This window comes from Enterobacter cloacae complex sp. I2, assembly GCF_014896205.1.
GTDB classification, from domain to species: Bacteria; Pseudomonadota; Gammaproteobacteria; order Enterobacterales; family Enterobacteriaceae; genus Enterobacter; species Enterobacter quasihormaechei.
This window is the reverse complement of sequence record NZ_JADBRA010000008.1, coordinates 113,584-132,010: the sequence shown is the minus strand read 5'-3', so window position 1 is coordinate 132,010 and position 18,427 is coordinate 113,584. Positions and strand designations below refer to the sequence as shown.

The 18,427-nt window shown below is 55.6% G+C and carries 18 protein-coding genes; 17 read left to right on the top strand and 1 reads right to left on the bottom strand.

The features are described 5' to 3' along the window. Nucleotides 1–29: 29 nt before the first annotated feature. The 9 genes from IM300_RS09070 (at nucleotide 30) to rihA (ending at nucleotide 8,713) form a co-directional block, all read left to right on the top strand. The gene (locus IM300_RS09070; protein WP_022647440.1) at nucleotides 30–1,076 is read left to right on the top strand and encodes a PhoH family protein; all 1,047 of its coding nucleotides are present in this window, start codon (nucleotides 30–32) and stop codon (nucleotides 1,074–1,076) included. Then, entirely contained in the window at nucleotides 1,073–1,540 is a 468-nt protein-coding gene (gene ybeY, locus IM300_RS09065) for an rRNA maturation RNase YbeY (protein ID WP_003858677.1), read from the top strand. Before IM300_RS09070 ends, ybeY begins: the two co-directional genes overlap by 4 nt. 84 nt (nucleotides 1,541–1,624) lie before the next feature. After that, complete coding sequence (corC, locus tag IM300_RS09060; RefSeq protein WP_003858679.1) at nucleotides 1,625–2,503, top strand: CNNM family magnesium/cobalt transport protein CorC; 879 nt, start codon at nucleotides 1,625–1,627, stop codon at nucleotides 2,501–2,503. Between the two features lie 5 nt (nucleotides 2,504–2,508). After that, on the top strand, nucleotides 2,509–4,047 hold the full coding sequence (gene lnt, locus IM300_RS09055) for an apolipoprotein N-acyltransferase (protein WP_193036229.1): 1,539 nt from the start codon (nucleotides 2,509–2,511) through the stop codon (nucleotides 4,045–4,047). Between the two features lie 403 nt (nucleotides 4,048–4,450). Further along, complete coding sequence (locus IM300_RS09050; RefSeq protein WP_193036227.1) at nucleotides 4,451–5,356, top strand: amino acid ABC transporter substrate-binding protein; 906 nt, start codon at nucleotides 4,451–4,453, stop codon at nucleotides 5,354–5,356. Between the two features lie 155 nt (nucleotides 5,357–5,511). Then, nucleotides 5,512–6,252, top strand: a complete 741-nt coding sequence (gene gltJ, locus IM300_RS09045) for a glutamate/aspartate ABC transporter permease GltJ (protein ID WP_015571133.1) — start codon at nucleotides 5,512–5,514, stop codon at nucleotides 6,250–6,252. Next, on the top strand, nucleotides 6,252–6,926 hold the full coding sequence (gltK, locus tag IM300_RS09040) for a glutamate/aspartate ABC transporter permease GltK (protein ID WP_022647437.1): 675 nt from the start codon (nucleotides 6,252–6,254) through the stop codon (nucleotides 6,924–6,926). Before gltJ ends, gltK begins: the two co-directional genes overlap by 1 nt. After that, on the top strand, nucleotides 6,926–7,651 hold the full coding sequence (locus tag IM300_RS09035) for an amino acid ABC transporter ATP-binding protein (RefSeq protein WP_006809622.1): 726 nt from the start codon (nucleotides 6,926–6,928) through the stop codon (nucleotides 7,649–7,651). The genes gltK and IM300_RS09035 overlap by 1 nt, the downstream gene beginning before the upstream one ends. A 120-nt stretch (nucleotides 7,652–7,771) precedes the next feature. Continuing rightward, a complete protein-coding gene (gene rihA, locus IM300_RS09030; protein WP_193036225.1) occupies nucleotides 7,772–8,713 on the top strand; it encodes a pyrimidine-specific ribonucleoside hydrolase RihA in 942 nt (313 codons plus the stop codon). A gap of 54 nt (nucleotides 8,714–8,767) precedes the next feature. On the opposite strand, the gene IM300_RS09025 is transcribed toward rihA, so the two are convergent. Then, complete coding sequence (locus IM300_RS09025) at nucleotides 8,768–9,250, bottom strand: zinc ribbon-containing protein (RefSeq protein WP_107535661.1); 483 nt, start codon at nucleotides 9,248–9,250, stop codon at nucleotides 8,768–8,770. A 214-nt stretch (nucleotides 9,251–9,464) separates the two neighbouring features. On the opposite strand from IM300_RS09025, the gene leuS reads away from it, so the two are divergent. The 8 genes from leuS to mrdB all read left to right on the top strand — a co-directional run bounded on the left by leuS (nucleotide 9,465) and on the right by mrdB (nucleotide 18,422). Continuing rightward, on the top strand, nucleotides 9,465–12,047 hold the full coding sequence (leuS, locus tag IM300_RS09020; RefSeq protein WP_063449373.1) for a leucine--tRNA ligase: 2,583 nt from the start codon (nucleotides 9,465–9,467) through the stop codon (nucleotides 12,045–12,047). A gap of 14 nt (nucleotides 12,048–12,061) precedes the next feature. Then, the gene (lptE, locus tag IM300_RS09015; RefSeq protein ID WP_063449374.1) at nucleotides 12,062–12,631 is read left to right on the top strand and encodes an LPS assembly lipoprotein LptE; all 570 of its coding nucleotides are present in this window, start codon (nucleotides 12,062–12,064) and stop codon (nucleotides 12,629–12,631) included. Beyond that, the gene (holA, locus tag IM300_RS09010) at nucleotides 12,631–13,662 is read left to right on the top strand and encodes a DNA polymerase III subunit delta (RefSeq protein ID WP_193036223.1); all 1,032 of its coding nucleotides are present in this window, start codon (nucleotides 12,631–12,633) and stop codon (nucleotides 13,660–13,662) included. The genes lptE and holA overlap by 1 nt, the downstream gene beginning before the upstream one ends. Continuing rightward, nucleotides 13,655–14,320: a nicotinate-nucleotide adenylyltransferase gene (nadD, locus tag IM300_RS09005; protein ID WP_193036221.1), complete on the top strand. Its 666-nt coding sequence runs from the start codon at nucleotides 13,655–13,657 to the stop codon at nucleotides 14,318–14,320. The genes holA and nadD overlap by 8 nt, the downstream gene beginning before the upstream one ends. A gap of 268 nt (nucleotides 14,321–14,588) precedes the next feature. Continuing rightward, a complete protein-coding gene (rsfS, locus tag IM300_RS09000; RefSeq protein WP_003858696.1) occupies nucleotides 14,589–14,906 on the top strand; it encodes a ribosome silencing factor in 318 nt (105 codons plus the stop codon). 3 nt (nucleotides 14,907–14,909) lie between these two features. Next, nucleotides 14,910–15,377, top strand: coding sequence for a 23S rRNA (pseudouridine(1915)-N(3))-methyltransferase RlmH (gene rlmH / locus IM300_RS08995; RefSeq protein WP_003858701.1), 468 nt, complete (start codon nucleotides 14,910–14,912; stop codon nucleotides 15,375–15,377). A 28-nt stretch (nucleotides 15,378–15,405) separates the two neighbouring features. After that, complete coding sequence (gene mrdA / locus IM300_RS08990) at nucleotides 15,406–17,307, top strand: peptidoglycan DD-transpeptidase MrdA (RefSeq protein ID WP_063449377.1); 1,902 nt, start codon at nucleotides 15,406–15,408, stop codon at nucleotides 17,305–17,307. Nucleotides 17,308–17,309: 2 nt separating this feature from the next. Continuing rightward, nucleotides 17,310–18,422, top strand: coding sequence for a peptidoglycan glycosyltransferase MrdB (gene mrdB / locus IM300_RS08985; protein ID WP_048966702.1), 1,113 nt, complete (start codon nucleotides 17,310–17,312; stop codon nucleotides 18,420–18,422). Nucleotides 18,423–18,427: the final 5 nt, after the last annotated feature.

Genomic DNA, 18,427 nt, shown 5'->3' with positions numbered 1-18,427 from the left:
GGTCAGTTAACCAATTAAAGAGGAACAGTTTGAACATAGATACGCGTGAAATTAGCCTTGAGCCCGCAGACAACGCTCGCCTGCTGAGCCTGTGCGGGCCGTTTGATGACAACATCAAACAACTGGAGCGACGTCTGGGTATCGAAATCAATCGTCGCGATAACCATTTCAAACTCACCGGACGCCCAATCTGCGTCAATGCCGCGGCAGATATTCTCCGCAGTCTGTATGTTGATACCGCCCCGATGCGTGGCGAAATTCAGGATATTGAGCCTGAACAGATCCACCTTGCCATCAAAGAGGCGCGCGTGCTCGAGCAGAGCGCCGAGAGCGTGCCGGACTACGGTAAGGCCATCAATATCAAGACCAAGCGCGGCGTCATCAAGCCGCGTACGCCTAACCAGGCGCAGTACATCGCCAACATTCTTGACCATGACATCACCTTCGGCGTGGGTCCGGCGGGGACGGGTAAAACCTATCTGGCCGTTGCTGCGGCGGTAGATGCGCTCGAGCGTCAGGAGATCCGCCGTATCCTGCTGACCCGTCCTGCCGTTGAAGCGGGTGAGAAACTCGGCTTCCTGCCGGGCGATTTGAGTCAGAAAGTGGACCCCTATCTGCGCCCGCTGTACGACGCGCTGTTCGAAATGCTCGGCTTCGAGAAAGTTGAAAAGCTCATTGAGCGTAACGTGATTGAAGTCGCCCCGCTGGCCTACATGCGTGGCCGTACGCTTAACGACGCGTTCATCATTCTGGATGAGAGCCAGAACACCACCATCGAACAGATGAAGATGTTCCTGACGCGTATCGGCTTTAACTCGAAAGCGGTTATCACCGGTGACGTCACTCAGATTGACCTGCCGCGCAACACCAAATCGGGTCTGCGTCACGCCATCGAAGTGCTGGCCGAAGTAGACGAAATCAGCTTTAACTTCTTCCACAGTGAAGATGTGGTACGCCATCCGGTCGTCGCGCGTATCGTTAACGCTTATGAGGCCTGGGAAGAGGCCGATCAGAAGCGCAGGGCCGAACTGGCCGCAGAACGTAAGCGCGAAGCGCAGGAGCATGAACAGAAATGAGTCAGGTGATCCTCGATTTACAGCTGGCCTGTGAAGATAATTCCGGCATGCCAGAAGAGGCACAGTTTCAGAAATGGCTGGATGCCGTTATCCCTCAGTTTCAGGAAGAATCAGAAGTCACGATTCGCCTGGTGGATGAAGCGGAAAGCCATGAGCTCAACCTGACCTACCGCGGGAAAGATAAGCCGACCAACGTGCTCTCTTTCCCGTTCGAAGCGCCTCCGGGTATTGAGATGCCGCTGCTGGGCGATCTGATCATCTGCCGTCAGGTGGTTGAGCAGGAAGCCAAAGAGCAGCAAAAGCCGCTGGAAGCACACTGGGCACACATGGTGGTGCACGGTAGCCTGCATCTTCTGGGTTACGACCATATTGAAGATGACGAAGCGGAAGAGATGGAATCCCTCGAGACAGAGATAATGCTTGCTCTGGGCTATGAGGATCCGTACATTGCCGAGAAAGAATAGTCAGTCACTGACTACCATTCCGCCGCGCAAGGACATAGCGCGGCGGTTAACGTTGAACTAACAAGAGAACCCTTAACAAACGCCATGAGCGACGACAATTCACACAGTAGCGACACGACAACCACAAAAAAGGGATTTTTCTCCCTCATTCTGAACCAGCTTTTCCACGGCGAACCCAAAAACCGTGATGAACTGCTGGAGCTGATTCGTGATTCCGGGCAGAACGATCTTATCGATGAAGATACGCGCGAAATGCTCGAAGGGGTGATGGACATCGCCGACCAGCGCGTCCGCGACATCATGATCCCCCGCTCGCAGATGATTACCCTGAAACGCAACCAGACGCTGGACGAGTGCCTCGATGTGATTATCGAATCGGCTCACTCGCGCTTCCCGGTCATCAGCGAAGATAAAGATCACATCGAAGGGATTTTGATGGCGAAAGATCTGCTGCCGTTTATGCGCAGCGATGCCGAAGCCTTCAGTATGGAAAAAGTGTTACGTCCGGCCGTCGTTGTGCCGGAAAGTAAACGTGTGGATCGGATGCTGAAGGAGTTTCGCTCCCAGCGCTACCACATGGCGATTGTTATTGATGAATTTGGCGGCGTTTCCGGTCTGGTTACAATCGAAGACATCCTTGAGCTGATCGTGGGCGAAATTGAAGATGAGTATGACGAAGAAGAGGATATCGACTTCCGTCAGCTGAGCCGCCACACCTGGACCGTGCGCGCGCTGGCCTCCATTGAAGACTTCAACGACACCTTCGGCACCAGCTTCAGCGATGAAGAAGTGGACACCATTGGCGGTCTGGTGATGCAGGCCTTCGGCCATCTTCCGGCCCGCGGTGAAACCGTTGACATCGATGGTTACCAGTTCAAGGTCGCAATGGCTGACAGCCGACGTATTATTCAGGTTCACGTCAGAATGCCGGACGACTCACCGGTGCCAAAACTGGAAGATTAATGTAAATGGCATTTGCCCCATTATTAGAACGCCAGCGCGTCCGTTTGCTGCTGGCGCTGTTACTCGGAGCCAGCGGTACGCTGGCTTTTTCTCCTTACGATATCTGGCCAGCCGCTCTTCTCTCCCTGATGGGGCTACAGGGTCTTACCCTGAACCGTCGCCCGGTACAGGCCGCGGCCATCGGCTACTTCTGGGGGCTGGGGCTGTTCGGCTCTGGCATCAACTGGGTCTACGTCAGTATCGCGCAATTTGGCGGAATGCCGGGGCCGGTTAACGTCTTCCTGGTTGTGCTGCTCGCCGCGTATCTGTCGCTCTACACCGGCCTGTTCGCGGGTGTCCTTTCTCGTCTTTGGCCTAAAACCAGCTGGCTGCGCGTGGCGATAGCGGCTCCCGTTGTCTGGCAAATCACTGAATTTCTGCGCGGCTGGGTACTGACCGGCTTCCCGTGGTTGCAGTTCGGCTATAGCCAGATAGACGGCCCGCTGAAAGGTCTGGCTCCCGTCATGGGCGTGGAGGCGATCAACTTTCTGTTAATGGCGGTCAGCGGCCTGCTGGTGCTGGCCCTGGTGACACGTAACGGGAAGCCGCTGGCTGTCGCGCTGATCCTGTTTGCCCTGCCCTTCCCGCTGCGCTATATCCAGTGGTACACGCTGGAGCCCGCGCGCGCCACGCAGGTTTCTCTGGTGCAGGGCGATATCCCGCAGTCACTGAAATGGGATGAGAATCAGCTGCTGAACACGCTGAAAATCTACGCCAACGCCACCGAAGAGGTGATGGGCAAATCACAGCTCATCATCTGGCCTGAGTCTGCGATCCCGGACCTGGAGATCAATCAGCAACCCTTCCTGAAGATGATGGACGATTTGCTGCGCGCCCGCGGCAGTACGCTGATTACCGGCATTGTGGATGCGCGTCTGAACCAGCAGAACCGCTATGACACCTACAACGCGATCATTACGCTCGGTAAGGACAGCGAATACAGCTATACCTCCACCAATCGCTACAACAAAAACCACCTTGTACCGTTTGGCGAGTTTGTTCCGCTGGAGTCGATTCTGCGCCCGCTGGCACCGTTCTTTGATTTGCCGATGTCCTCATTCAGCCGCGGCCCGTACGTTCAGCCGCAGCTTCACGCGCACGGTTTTGCCCTGACGGCCGCCATTTGCTACGAGATTATCCTCGGCGAGCAGGTGCGCGATAACTTCCGCCCGGACACCGACTATTTGCTGACCATCTCAAACGATGCCTGGTTCGGTAAATCGATTGGCCCGTGGCAGCACTTCCAGATGGCGCGAATGCGTTCTCTGGAGCTGGCGCGTCCGCTGCTGCGTAGCACTAATAACGGCATCACCGCCGTGATTGGCCCGCAGGGCGAAATCCAGGCCATGATCCCGCAGTTCACCCGTGAAGTGCTGACAACCAAAGTTACGCCTGCCTCGGGCCTGACACCGTACGCCCGCACCGGCAACTGGCCGCTGTGGATCCTGACCGCGCTGTTCGGCTTTGGCGCCGTGCTGATGAGCCTGCGTCAGCGTCGTAAATAATCTTGCCTTCTGATGCCGGGTGGCGCTGACGCTTACCCGGCCTACATTTTTACTCCCGTAGGTCGGTTAAGGCTTCGCCGCCACCCGACAATTTCCTCCCAACCCTTCAATTCTGGCACGCCTGTTGCTTTATTTCTTCACGCAAACGCTGTCTGGCTTAACGTGCAACCCTGTCGCACCAGCATCGATCGCCGGTGGCACCGAAACGGTGCAACGGGAGATTATTGCCTCGGAATGGTGCGGCGCGCTTCGCAAAAATAAACAATAACGCAGCAAAATCTTTACATTAAGCCAGACTAAATGTTAACAAGCTTGCATAACACTGCACTCGCATTGCGCGAGATATAACAACATCACAATGGGTATCTATGCGTCACTGGCGCTGATAAGAAAGGAGTTGGGTATGCAATTACGTAAACTGGCCACAGCAATGCTGGTTATGGGAATGTCTGCGGGCGTCGTCCACGCTGAAGACGCTCCGGCAGCAGGAAGCACTCTCGACAAGATTGCCAAAAACGGCGTAATCGTGGTCGGCCACCGTGAATCTTCTGTCCCGTTCTCTTACTACGACAACACGCAAAAAGTCGTGGGCTATTCACAGGATTACTCCAACGCCATCGTTGAAGCCGTGAAGAAAAAGCTGAACAAACCTGACCTGCAAGTGAAGCTGATCCCCATCACTTCACAGAACCGTATCCCTCTGCTGCAAAACGGCACGTTTGATTTTGAGTGTGGCTCGACCACCAACAACCTTGAACGTCAGAAACAGGCCGCTTTCTCCGATACCATCTTCGTTGTGGGCACTCGCCTGCTGACGAAAAAAGGCGGCGATATCAAAGACTTTGCTGACCTGAAAGGCAAAGCGGTTGTCGTTACCTCCGGTACCACATCCGAAGTACTGCTGCACAAGCTGAACGACGAGAAGAAAATGGACATGCGCATCATCAGCGCGAAAGACCACGGCGACTCCTTCCGTACCCTGGAAAGCGGTCGTGCTGTCGCGTTTATGATGGATGACGCCCTGCTGGCGGGCGAGCGCGCGAAGGCGAAGAAACCAGACAACTGGGAAATCGTCGGAACCGCGCAGTCGAAAGAAGCTTACGGCTGTATGCTGCGTAAAGGCGATGAAGACTTCAAAAAGCTGATCGATAACACCATCGCTCAGGCGCAAACCTCTGGCGAAGCGGCAAAATGGTTCGACAAGTGGTTCAAGAACCCTATTCCACCAAAAAACCTGAACATGAACTTTGAACTGTCTGACGACATGAAAGCGCTGTTCAAATCACCAAACGACAAAGCTCTTAACTAATTAGAACGACAGGGGCGGGATCTCCTGCCCTCTCGATTGTCGGGAAGCATGGACAGACTATACGTTGAGTGGTCGTTCCCCACTCAGCGCAAAAATTGAGCTTCTCACCAATCTTCGAGGGTAGCGCTGCTACCCTCTTTTTTCTGGAGTTTACTATGTCAATTGACTGGAACTGGGGCATCTTTCTGCAACAAGCCCCGTTCGGCAACACCACCTATCTCGGCTGGCTGTGGAGCGGCTTTCAGGTTACCGTTGCGCTATCGATAACGGCGTGGATTATCGCGTTTCTTGTCGGTTCGCTGTTCGGTATTCTGCGTACCGTCCCTAACCGTTTTCTCTCTTCAATTGGCACGCTCTATGTGGAACTGTTCCGTAACGTTCCGCTGATCGTGCAGTTCTTTACCTGGTATCTGGTGATCCCGGAACTGCTGCCGGAAGATCTCGGCATGTGGTTCAAGGCAGAACTGGATCCTAACGTACAGTTCTTTGTCTCTTCCATGCTGTGTCTGGGGCTGTTCACCGCTGCGCGCGTCTGCGAACAGGTGCGTGCCGCCATACAGTCACTGCCGCGCGGGCAAAAGAATGCGGCACTGGCGATGGGCCTGACCCTGCCACAGGCCTACCGTTACGTCCTGCTGCCTAACGCTTACCGCGTTATCGTTCCGCCAATGACCTCCGAAATGATGAACCTGGTGAAAAACTCGGCCATCGCCTCAACCATTGGCCTGGTCGATATGGCGGCGCAGGCGGGTAAGCTGCTGGATTACTCCGCTCACGCGTGGGAATCCTTCACGGCGATCACGCTCGCGTATGTTCTGATTAACGCTTTCATCATGCTGGTGATGAACCTGGTTGAACGCAAAGTACGCCTGCCGGGCAATCTGGGGGGCAAATAATGTACGAATTTGACTGGAGTTCCATTGTTCCCTCCATGCCCTATCTGCTGGATGGACTGGCAATTACCCTAAAGATCACCGTTATCGCCATTATCGTCGGTATTGTCTGGGGCACCCTGCTGGCGGTGATGCGCCTGTCGAGCTTTAAGCCGCTCGCCTGGTTCGCCACGGCTTACGTTAACGTGTTCCGCTCCATCCCGCTGGTCATGGTGCTGCTGTGGTTTTACCTGATTGTTCCCGGCTTCTTACAGAACGTGCTGGGTCTGTCGCCGAAAACCGATATCCGCCTGATCTCTGCCATGGTGGCGTTTTCCATGTTTGAAGCCGCCTACTACTCCGAGATCATCCGCGCCGGTATTCAGAGTATCTCGCGCGGGCAGTCCAGCGCTGCGCTGGCGCTCGGTATGACGCACTGGCAGTCCATGAAGCTGATTATTCTGCCGCAGGCGTTTCGCGCCATGGTTCCGCTGCTGCTGACGCAAGGCATCGTCCTGTTCCAGGATACCTCCCTGGTCTACGTACTGAGCCTGGCAGACTTCTTCCGTACCGCTTCCACCATTGGCGAACGTGACGGAACGCAGGTTGAGATGATCCTCTTCGCGGGCGGGGTCTATTTTGTGATTAGTTTAAGCGCATCGCTGTTGGTCAGCTGGCTGAAGAAAAGGACCGTATAATGATTTCCCTGAAAAATGTTTCTAAATGGTATGGGCACTTTCAGGTGCTGACCGACTGCTCAACAGAAGTGAAAAAAGGCGATGTGGTGGTGGTCTGCGGCCCGTCCGGTTCCGGTAAGTCTACGCTTATCAAAACCGTTAATGGTCTGGAACCTGTCCAGCAGGGCGAGATTGTCGTTAACGGCACCAAAGTGAACGACCGTAAAACCAACCTTGCCCAGCTTCGCTCCCACGTGGGCATGGTGTTCCAGCATTTTGAGCTGTTCCCGCACCTGTCGATCATTGAGAACCTGACGCTTGCACAGGTGAAAGTGCTGAAGCGCGATAAAAAAGCGGCGCGCGAAAAGGGGCTGAAGTTACTGGAACGCGTCGGGCTCTCTGCGCATGCGGATAAGTTCCCGGCACAGCTTTCGGGCGGCCAGCAGCAGCGTGTGGCAATCGCGCGGGCGCTGTGTATGGATCCGGTGGCGATGCTGTTCGATGAACCGACTTCTGCACTCGATCCTGAAATGATCAACGAAGTGCTGGACGTGATGGTGGAGCTGGCGCACGAAGGGATGACCATGATGGTGGTGACGCACGAAATGGGCTTCGCCCGTAAAGTGGCCAACCGCGTGATCTTCATGGATGAAGGGAAAATCGTTGAAGACTCGCCCAAAGAAGAGTTCTTCGCGAATCCGAAATCCGAACGCGCTAAAGACTTCCTCGCTAAAATCCTGCATTAATCTTTTCAGTGCGCAATCTGCGGATTGCGCACTGCTTCACGCTTTAGATCTCTTTTTCTATTCGGCGTCACATCGCAGCGTTAACCTTGTCACAAAATAATGCTGAGAATGGAGAACGCTATGGCACACCCTATAATTCTCGACTGCGATCCGGGTCATGATGACGCGATCGCGCTCGTCCTCGCGCTTGCCTCCCCTGAACTGGACGTCAAAGCTGTCACCTCCTCCGCCGGGAACCAGACACCGGATAAAACCTTGCGAAACGTGTTGCGCATGCTGACGCTGCTGAAACGCACCGATATTCCGGTCGCAGGCGGCGCCATTAAGCCGCTGATGCGCGAACTGATCATTGCGGACAACGTTCACGGTGAAAGCGGGCTGGATGGCCCGGCGCTGCCGGAGCCAGGTTTCGCACCGCAAGACTGCGCTGCCGTCGAGCTAATGGCGAAGATACTGCGTGAAAGCGCAGAGCCCGTGACGCTGGTGGCTACCGGTCCGCAGACCAACGTTGCGCTTCTGCTGAACAGCCATCCTGAACTGCAAAGCAACATCGCCCGTATCGTTATCATGGGCGGGTCAATGGGGCTGGGAAACTGGACGCCTGCGGCCGAATTCAACATCTTTGTTGACCCGGAAGCGGCGGAGATCGTCTTCCAGTCGGGCCTGCCGATTGTGATGGCGGGGCTGGACGTGACGCATCGGGCGCAGATTATGGCAGACGATATTGAACGCTTCCGCGCCGTGGGCAACCCGGTTGCAACGACCGTGGCCGAGCTGCTCGACTTCTTTATGGAGTATCACAAAGCCGAGAAGTGGGGCTTCCACGGCGCGCCGCTGCACGACCCTTGCACCATAGCCTGGCTGCTGAAGCCCGAGATGTTTGCCACGGTGGATCGCTGGGTTGGCGTGGAGACGCAGGGGAAATATACCCAGGGAATGACGGTGGTAGACTATTACTCATTGACGGGAAACAAACCGAATACGACGGTAATGGTGGATATTGATCGGGAAGCGTTTGTGGATTTGCTGGCGGAGAAGCTGGCTTACTATTCTGCGGCCTGATGCCCTCACCCTGGCCCTCTCCCACAGGGAGAGGGAATAAACCTGCGCTTTTACTTATGGCTCAAACGGGCGACGCTGGAACTGGTCGTGACCGCACTTCGGACACAGCGACAGCACCTCCGGCGTATAAACGGCCATATGGTGGTGGCACTTCTCACACACCAGATTCCCCAGCCCCACCACTTCGCCGCTGTGATAGACACCGTGGTGGTTTAAATCCTGGAACACCTCGCGCCACTCCAGCTGGGTTTTATCGGTAATATCCGCCAGCTCCTGCCACAGGCTCTCTTTAATGACTCGCATAAAAACGCTGTCGGCGATCTCGTCCTGACTCTCCTCGTAGCTTCGCGCAAACTCTTCCAGGTCACGGCGCACGGCGCGCGTCACCTCTTCCACTTCGGTTCGCGTTAACTCACCCGTTTGCGTCACGCGTGCGCGTGCCTGTTCGACCAGCGCGTCGATATCGCGCTCGCCGTTACGCAGCCGTTCCGTCAGTGTGGCCATCAGTTCACGGTAAAATTGAGCAACCTTGTTCATCATTTTGCCTCCCGGGTAAGTAACTGTCTCTAATAATAGACCTTATTTCGTCACCGCTTTGTCAGGTGAAGCACAGACCCGGTAAATTCCTGCAAAGTGCATTTGCGTGAAAGGCTGTTTTGACGCGGGCGTTTGGGCTATGCTATGCGGATCTGAATTACCACATCCATTGGCTACATTTGTAGCTGTATTGAACACAGGACCACTGGCTGCCATGCAAGAGCAATACCGCCCGGAAGAGATAGAATCAAAAGTCCAGCAACACTGGGACGAGAAGCGCACCTTTGAAGTAACCGAAGACGAGAGCAAAGAGAAGTATTACTGCCTGTCGATGCTTCCCTATCCTTCTGGTCGACTACACATGGGCCATGTGCGTAACTACACCATCGGTGATGTGATTGCACGCTACCAGCGTATGCTGGGCAAAAACGTTCTTCAGCCTATCGGCTGGGATGCGTTCGGCCTGCCTGCTGAAGGCGCGGCGGTGAAAAACAACACGGCACCGGCTCCGTGGACGTACGACAACATCGCGTACATGAAAAATCAGCTGAAAATGCTGGGCTTTGGCTACGACTGGAGCCGCGAGCTGGCTACCTGTACTCCAGAATATTATCGCTGGGAGCAGAAGTTCTTCACCGAGCTGTATAAAAAAGGCCTGGTCTACAAGAAAACGTCCGCCGTTAACTGGTGCCCGAATGACCAGACCGTACTGGCGAACGAGCAGGTTATCGACGGCTGCTGCTGGCGCTGCGACACCAAAGTTGAGCGTAAAGAGATCCCGCAGTGGTTTATCAAAATCACCGCCTACGCTGACGAGCTGCTGAACGATCTGGACACTCTGGATCACTGGCCTGACACCGTTAAAACCATGCAGCGCAACTGGATTGGCCGTTCCGAAGGCGTTGAAATCACCTTCAACGTAGAAAACTACGACCAGACCCTGACTGTCTACACCACCCGTCCGGACACCTTCATGGGTGCGACTTACCTTGCTGTGGCTGCGGGTCACCCGCTGGCACAAAAAGCAGCGGAAAACAATCCGGAGCTGGCAACCTTCATCGACGAATGCCGCAACACGAAAGTGGCCGAAGCCGACATGGCGACGATGGAGAAAAAAGGCGTTGATACCGGCTTCAAAGCAATTCACCCGCTGACGGGCGAAGCCATCCCGGTCTGGGCAGCGAACTTCGTGCTGATGGAATACGGTACGGGCGCAGTGATGGCCGTGCCGGGCCACGATCAGCGTGACTACGAATTTGCTACCAAATACGGCCTGAACATCAAGCCTGTGATCCTGGCGGCTGACGGTTCTGAACCTGACCTCTCCGAGCAGGCGCTGACCGAAAAAGGCACCCTGTTTAACTCCGGTGAGTTTAGCGGCCTGAGCTTCGAAGAGGGCTTCAACGCCATCGCCGACAGACTGGCCTCGCTGGGCGTGGGCGAGCGTAAAGTGAACTACCGTCTGCGCGACTGGGGCGTTTCCCGTCAGCGTTACTGGGGTGCGCCAATCCCTATGGTGACCCTGGAAGACGGCACCGTCATGCCAACCCCGGAAGATCAGCTGCCGGTGATCCTGCCGGAAGACGTGGTCATGGACGGTATCACCAGCCCGATCAAAGCCGATCCTGAGTGGGCCAAAACCACCGTCAACGGTCAGCCAGCGCTGCGTGAAACCGACACCTTCGACACCTTCATGGAGTCCTCCTGGTACTACGCGCGCTACACCTGCCCGCAGTACAAAGAAGGCATGCTGGATTCCGACGCGGCAAACTACTGGCTGCCGGTAGACATCTACATCGGCGGCATTGAACACGCCATCATGCACCTGCTCTACTTCCGCTTCTTCCACAAACTGATGCGTGACGCAGGCCTGGTCAATTCCAACGAGCCAGCAAAACAGCTGCTGTGTCAGGGGATGGTGCTGGCAGATGCGTTCTACTACGTTGGCGCGAACGGCGAGCGTAACTGGGTTTCTCCCGTTGATGCGATTGTCGAACGTGACGAGAAAGGCCGTATCGTGAAGGCGAAAGACGCTGAAGGTCATGAACTGGTTTATACCGGCATGAGCAAGATGTCCAAGTCTAAAAATAACGGCATCGACCCGCAGGTGATGGTTGAGCGTTACGGTGCAGACACCGTGCGTCTGTTCATGATGTTCGCATCTCCGGCAGACATGACCCTGGAGTGGCAGGAATCCGGTGTTGAAGGGGCCAACCGCTTCCTGAAACGCGTCTGGAAACTGGTTTACGAGCACACCTCTCAGGGCGATGCGCCAGCGCTGAACGTAGCTGCACTGACTGAAGATCAGCAGGCGCTGCGTCGTGATGTTCATAAAACCATTGCGAAAGTCACCGACGATATTGGTCGTCGTCAGACCTTCAATACCGCAATTGCGGCTATTATGGAACTGATGAACAAGCTGGCGAAAGCTCCGCAGGACGGCGAGCAGGATCGCGCGTTAATGCGTGAAGCGCTGCTGGCGGTCGTTCGCATGCTGAACCCGTTCACACCGCACGTTAGCTTCACGCTGTGGCAAGAGCTGAAAGGCGAAGGCGATATCGACAACGCGCCGTGGCCAGTGGCTGATGAATCCGCTATGGTGGAAAACACCACGCTGGTTGTGGTGCAGGTTAACGGTAAAGTGCGCGGTAAAATCACCGTCGCGGTCGACGCAACCGAAGAACAGGTTCGCGAGCGCGCAGGCCAGGAACATCTGGTCGCGAAATACCTTGAGGGCGTTACCGTACGTAAAGTTATCTACGTACCGGGTAAACTGCTGAATCTGGTCGTTGGCTAAGCGCGGGAGGAAACGTGCGACAACTGGCAACAATACTCTTATCTCTGGCGGTGCTTGTCACCGCTGGCTGCGGCTGGCACCTGCGCAACACCACGGCAGTGCCTGCGCAGATGAAAACGATGATCTTCGACTCATCCGATCCGAACGGACCGCTGAGCCGGGCCATTCGTAACCAGCTGCGTTTGAACGATGTTAAGCTGATCGAGAAGGGAACCCTGCGTCAGGATGTTCCTTCGCTTCGCGTCCTGAAATCAACGCTGTCACAAGACACGGCGTCGATCTTCCAGGATGGTCGAACCGCGGAATATCAAATGGTGCTTACCGTTGATGCGGCCGTCTTAATGCCGGGTAAAGATATTTACCCTATCAACACCAAAGTCTACCGTTCGTTCTTCGATAACCCGCAGACGGCCCTGGCAAAAGACGCTGAACAGCAGATTATCATCAAGGAAATGTATGATAAGGCCGCAGAGCAGCTGATCCGTAGACTGCCTGCCATTGCCGCGTCGTCGAAAAAAGGCGCTGACGTCATCGAAACACCGGATGCCAGCACGCCGGACATGCCAACGTCGCTGGGTAACTGATGATCAGGTTGTATCCTGAACAACTCCGCGCGCAGCTCAACGAAGGGCTGCGCGCGGCCTACCTGCTACTTGGTAACGACCCCCTGTTACTTCAGGAAAGCCTTGATGCTGTTCGCCATGCAGCAGCCGCACAGGGTTTTGATGAGCATCATACGTTTCAGATCGATAACAGTACCGACTGGAACGCTATCTTCTCGCTTTGTCAGGCCATGAGCCTGTTTGCCTCGCGTCAGACAATCCAGATCCTGCTGCCAGAGAATGGTCCTAACGCCGCCATCAACGAACAGCTCGCCATGCTGGTCAGCTTGTTACACAGCGATCTGCTGCTGATAGTACGCGGCAACAAACTCACAAAAGCGCAGGAAAACGCGGCCTGGTTTACCCGGCTGGCCACCAGTGCAGTGCTGGTTACCTGCCAGACGCCTGAACAGGCACATCTGCCAAAATGGGTTGCCGCGCGAGCAAAGCAGCACAACCTGCAACTGGACGATGCCGCCAGCCAGCTGCTTTGCTACTGCTATGAAGGCAATCTTCTGGCACTGGCGCAGGCGCTGGACAGGCTCTCCCTGCTGTGGCCGGATGGCAAGCTGACGCTGCCCCGCGTCGAACAGGCGGTGAACGATGCCGCGCACTTTACCCCCTTCCACTGGGTTGATGCGCTGCTGTCGGCGAAAAGTAAGCGTGCCCTGCACATACTGCAACAGCTGCGCCTGGAAGGCAGTGAGCCGGTCATTCTGCTCCGCACGCTCCAGCGCGAACTACTGCTGCTGAACAACCTTAAGCGCCAGTCTGCGCATACGCCCCTGCGCGCCTTATTCGACAAGCATCGCGTGTGGCAGAACCGTCGGGCGATGACCACAGAGGCGATAAACCGCCTGAGCCAGGAGCAGCTGCGTCAGGCCGTGCAGCTGCTGATGCGCGCCGAACTGACGCTGAAACAGGATTACGACCAGTCCGTCTGGGCGGAGCTGGAGAGCCTCTCCTTACTGCTCTGCCATAAGGCGCTGGCAGACGTATTTATCGATGGGTGATATGCATTCTTTACAGGCAATGTATGGCGGGACCTTCGACCCGGTGCACTATGGGCATCTTAAGCCGGTAGAAATCCTCGCGAATTTGATTGGCTTGCAGCGGGTGATCATCATGCCCAACAATGTTCCGCCGCACCGTCCTCAGCCAGAAGCAACCAGCGAACAGCGCAAAGCGATGCTCGCGCTGGCTATCGCCGATAAGCCGCTCTTCACGCTTGACGAGCGCGAACTGCGCCGGAATACGCCGTCCTGGACATCGCAAACCCTGCGGGAGTGGCGCGCTGAACAGGGGCCAGTGAAACCGCTGGCGTTTATCATCGGCCAGGATTCCTTGCTCAACTTTCCCAGCTGGTACCAGTATGAAACCATTCTGGAAAACAGCCACTTGCTGGTCTGCCGCCGTCCGGGCTACCCGCTGACCATGCGTGAACCGCAGCATCAGCAGTGGCTTGACGCGCATCTGACGGACAATATAGAAGACCTTCACAGCCTGCCCGCCGGTAAAATTTACCTCGCCGAGACGCCGTGGTTTGATATATCCGCAACCCTCATCCGCGAGCGTCTCCAGCAGGGTTTGAACTGTGACGATCTCCTGCCCTTACCTGTGCTGGCCTATATCCACGCACACGGTCTGTATCAGAAAAGTACAGATGCCTGAACATCGCCGGCGAAATTGTCTGTTAATGATTATCCTGCCTTGACAGGCTAAGCCATACTGATATCCTCCGCTGCCAGACTTTCCCGCCGATCGTTGCTTTACAGAAATTGTTTTACAAAAATGGCGATGCAATCTCAGGCGGAGGGTGGGATGATACCCGCCTTCAAAAGCCGGGCGGTGACATTTGTCCCGCGACTGGCGTCAGTTCAGGTATACTGGCTGACCACGAATTCACAGTTGTACAATCTCATTCACCCAGGGGGAAAACTTGCAGGGTAAAGCACTCCAGGATTTTGTTATCGACAAAATTGATGACCTGAAAGGTCAGGACATCATCGCTATCGACGTTAAGGGTAAATCCAGCATCACCGACTGCATGATTATCTGCACCGGTACCTCAACTCGTCACGTTGTTTCGATTGCTGACCATGTTGTTCAGGAATCACGCGCGGCAGGGCTGCTTCCGCTGGGCGTTGAAGGTGAAGCGACCGCTGACTGGGTGGTTGTCGATCTCGGCGATGTGATTGTCCACGTCATGCAGGAAGAGAGCCGTCGCCTGTATGAGCTGGAAAAACTCTGGGGTTAATGCGTGAAGTTGCAGCTGGTCGCCGTCGGCACCAAAATGCCTGACTGGGTACAAACCGGTTTTACTGAGTATCTGCGTCGTTTCCCAAAAGATATGCCGTTTGAACTGGTGGAGATCCCAGCAGGAAAGCGCGGCAAGAACGCAGATATCAAACGTATTCTCGATAAAGAGGGAGAGCTGATGCTGGCTGCCGCAGGCAAAAACCGCATCGTGACCCTCGATATCCCGGGCAAGCCCTGGGATACGCCGCAGCTGGCGCACGAACTGGAGCGCTGGAAGCAGGACGGTCGTGACGTCAGTCTGTTGATTGGCGGACCAGAGGGGTTATCTCCCGCCTGCAAAGCGGCAGCAGAACAAAGTTGGTCACTCTCTGCGCTGACGCTGCCCCACCCGCTCGTGCGGGTTCTCGTGGCAGAAAGTTTGTATCGCGCGTGGAGCATCACTACCAACCACCCTTATCACCGCGAGTAATGACTGACCAGGGTAACTTAAGCAGCGGATGAAACTACAGAATTCTTTTCGCGACTATACGGCTGAGTCCGCGCTGTTTGTGCGCCGGGCGCTGGTCGCCTTTACGGGGATTTTGCTGCTTACCGGCGTGCTGATCGCCAACCTCTATAATCTGCAAATTGTCCGCTATACCGATTACCAGACCCGCTCAAACGAAAACCGTATCAAGCTGGTGCCCATCGCGCCCAGCCGCGGCATTATCTACGATCGTAACGGCACCCCGCTGGCGCTAAACCGCACCATCTATCAGATAGAGATGATGCCGGAGAAAGTGGATAACGTGCAGGATACGCTGAACGCGCTGAGAAGCGTTGTCGACCTGAACGATGATGACATCGCGGCGTTCAAAAAAGAGCGCGCACGTTCTCACCGCTTCACCTCCATTCCGGTAAAAACCAACCTGACAGAAGTGCAGGTCGCCCGTTTTGCCGTTAACCAGTACCGTTTTCCCGGCGTGGAAGTCAAAGGCTATAAGCGCCGCTACTATCCTTACGGCTCCGCGCTGACGCACGTGATTGGCTACGTCTCCAAAATCAACGATAAAGACGTCGAACGCCTTGATAAAGACGGCAAGCTGGCTAACTACGCCGCAACCCATGATATCGGCAAGCTGGGGATCGAACGTTACTACGAAGATGTCCTGCACGGCCAGACCGGTTATGAAGAGGTTGAAGTCAACAACCGTGGTCGCGTGATCCGTCAGCTAAAAGAGGTCCCCCCGCAGGCGGGACATGACGTGTATCTGACGCTCGACCTGAAGCTCCAGCAGTATATCGAAACGCTGCTGGCGGGTAGCCGCGCCGCCGTGATCGTGACCGACCCGCGTACCGGCGGCATTCTGGCGATGGTTTCCATGCCAAGCTACGATCCGAACCTCTTCGTGGACGGTATCTCCAGCAAAGATTACTCCGGCCTGCTCAACGATCCAAACACCCCGCTGGTGAACCGCGCTACGCAGGGGGTTTATCCTCCAGCCTCAACGGTTAAACCTTATGTCGCCGTGTCTGCGCTGAGCGCAGGCGTCATTACCCGCAATACCAGCCTGTTTGACCCGGGCTGGTGGCAGTTGCCTGGCTCTGAGAAACGCTACCGCGACTGGAAAAAATGGGGCCATGGCCATCTGAACGTGACCAAATCACTGGAGGAGTCTGCGGATACCTTCTTCTATCAGGTCGCCTACGACATGGGTATTGACCGTCTGTCTGAATGGATGAGCAAATTCGGCTACGGGCATTACACCGGTATAGATTTGGCGGAAGAGCGTTCCGGCAACATGCCAACACGCGAATGGAAGCAGAAGCGCTTTAAAAAGCCCTGGTATCAGGGTGACACCATTCCGGTGGGGATTGGTCAGGGCTACTGGACGGCAACGCCGCTGCAAATGAACAAGGCGATGATGATCCTCATCAACGATGGCGTAGTGAAAGTGCCGCACCTGCTGCAAAGCACCGTTGAAGACGGCAAAAAAGTGCCGTGGATACAGCCTCATGAGCCACCGGTGGGTGACATTCATTCCGGATTCTGGGAAATCGCGAAAGACGGTATGTACGGCGTAGCCAACCGCCCTAACGGCACGGCGCACAAATATTTCGCTGGCGCACCGTATAAGGTTGCCGCCAAATCGGGTACTGCACAGGTCTTCGGTCTGAAAGCGAATGAAACCTATAACGCCCACAAAATTGCCGAACGTCTGCGTGACCACAAGCTCATGACGGCGTTTGCCCCTTACGATAACCCGCAGGTTGCGGTGGCGATGATTCTGGAAAACGGCGGCGCAGGCCCGGCGGTGGGTACCATCATGCGTCAAATCCTCGACCACATCATGCTGGGTGATAACAACACCGAACTGCCTGCTGAAAACCCGGCAGCCGCTGCGGCGGAGGACCAATAATCATGACGGATAATCCGAATAAAAAATCGCTGTGGGATAAGATCCACATCGACCCAGCCATGCTGCTGATCCTGCTGGCTCTGCTGGTGTACAGCGCCCTCGTTATCTGGAGCGCCAGCGGCCAGGATATCGGCATGATGGAGCGTAAAATCGGCCAGATCGCCATGGGCCTGGTCATTATGGTGGTGATGGCGCAAATCCCACCGCGCGTGTACGAGGGCTGGGCGCCCTATCTCTATATTTTCTGTATCATTTTGCTGGTGGCGGTAGACGCGTTCGGTGCCATCTCGAAGGGGGCGCAACGCTGGCTGGATCTGGGGATTGTCCGCTTCCAGCCGTCGGAAATTGCCAAAATCGCCGTTCCGCTGATGGTGGCGCGCTTCATTAACCGCGACGTCTGTCCGCCGTCGTTGAAAAATACCGCCATTGCGCTGGTGCTGATTTTCCTGCCGACGCTGCTCGTGGCCGCACAGCCTGACCTCGGTACCTCGATTCTTATCGCCCTCTCCGGCCTGTTCGTCCTGTTCCTGTCCGGCCTGAGCTGGCGCCTGATCGGCATTGCGGTGGTCCTGCTGGCTGCCTTTATCCCTATTCTCTGGTTCTTCCTGATGCATGATTACCAGCGCCAGCGCGTGATGATGCTGCTCGATCCCGAGACCGATCCGCTGGGCGCAGGCTATCATATTATTCAGTCGAAGATTGCGATTGGCTCCGGCGGCCTGCGCGGAAAAGGCTGGCTGCACGGTACGCAGTCGCAGCTCGAATTTTTACCGGAACGCCACACCGATTTTATCTTTGCCGTTCTGGCTGAGGAGTTAGGGCTGGTTGGCATCCTGGTGCTGCTTGCACTCTACGTGCTGCTGATCATGCGTGGGCTCTACATTGCCGCGCGTGCACAGACCACCTTTGGCCGGGTCATGGCGGGTGGGTTAATGTTGATTTTATTCGTTTATGTCTTCGTAAATATTGGTATGGTGAGTGGTATTCTGCCGGTTGTTGGCGTACCGCTGCCGCTGGTGAGTTACGGGGGCTCGGCACTGATCGTGTTGATGGCCGGGTTTGGTATCGTGATGTCGATCCATACCCACAGGAAAATGTTGTCCAAAAGCGTATAAAAATA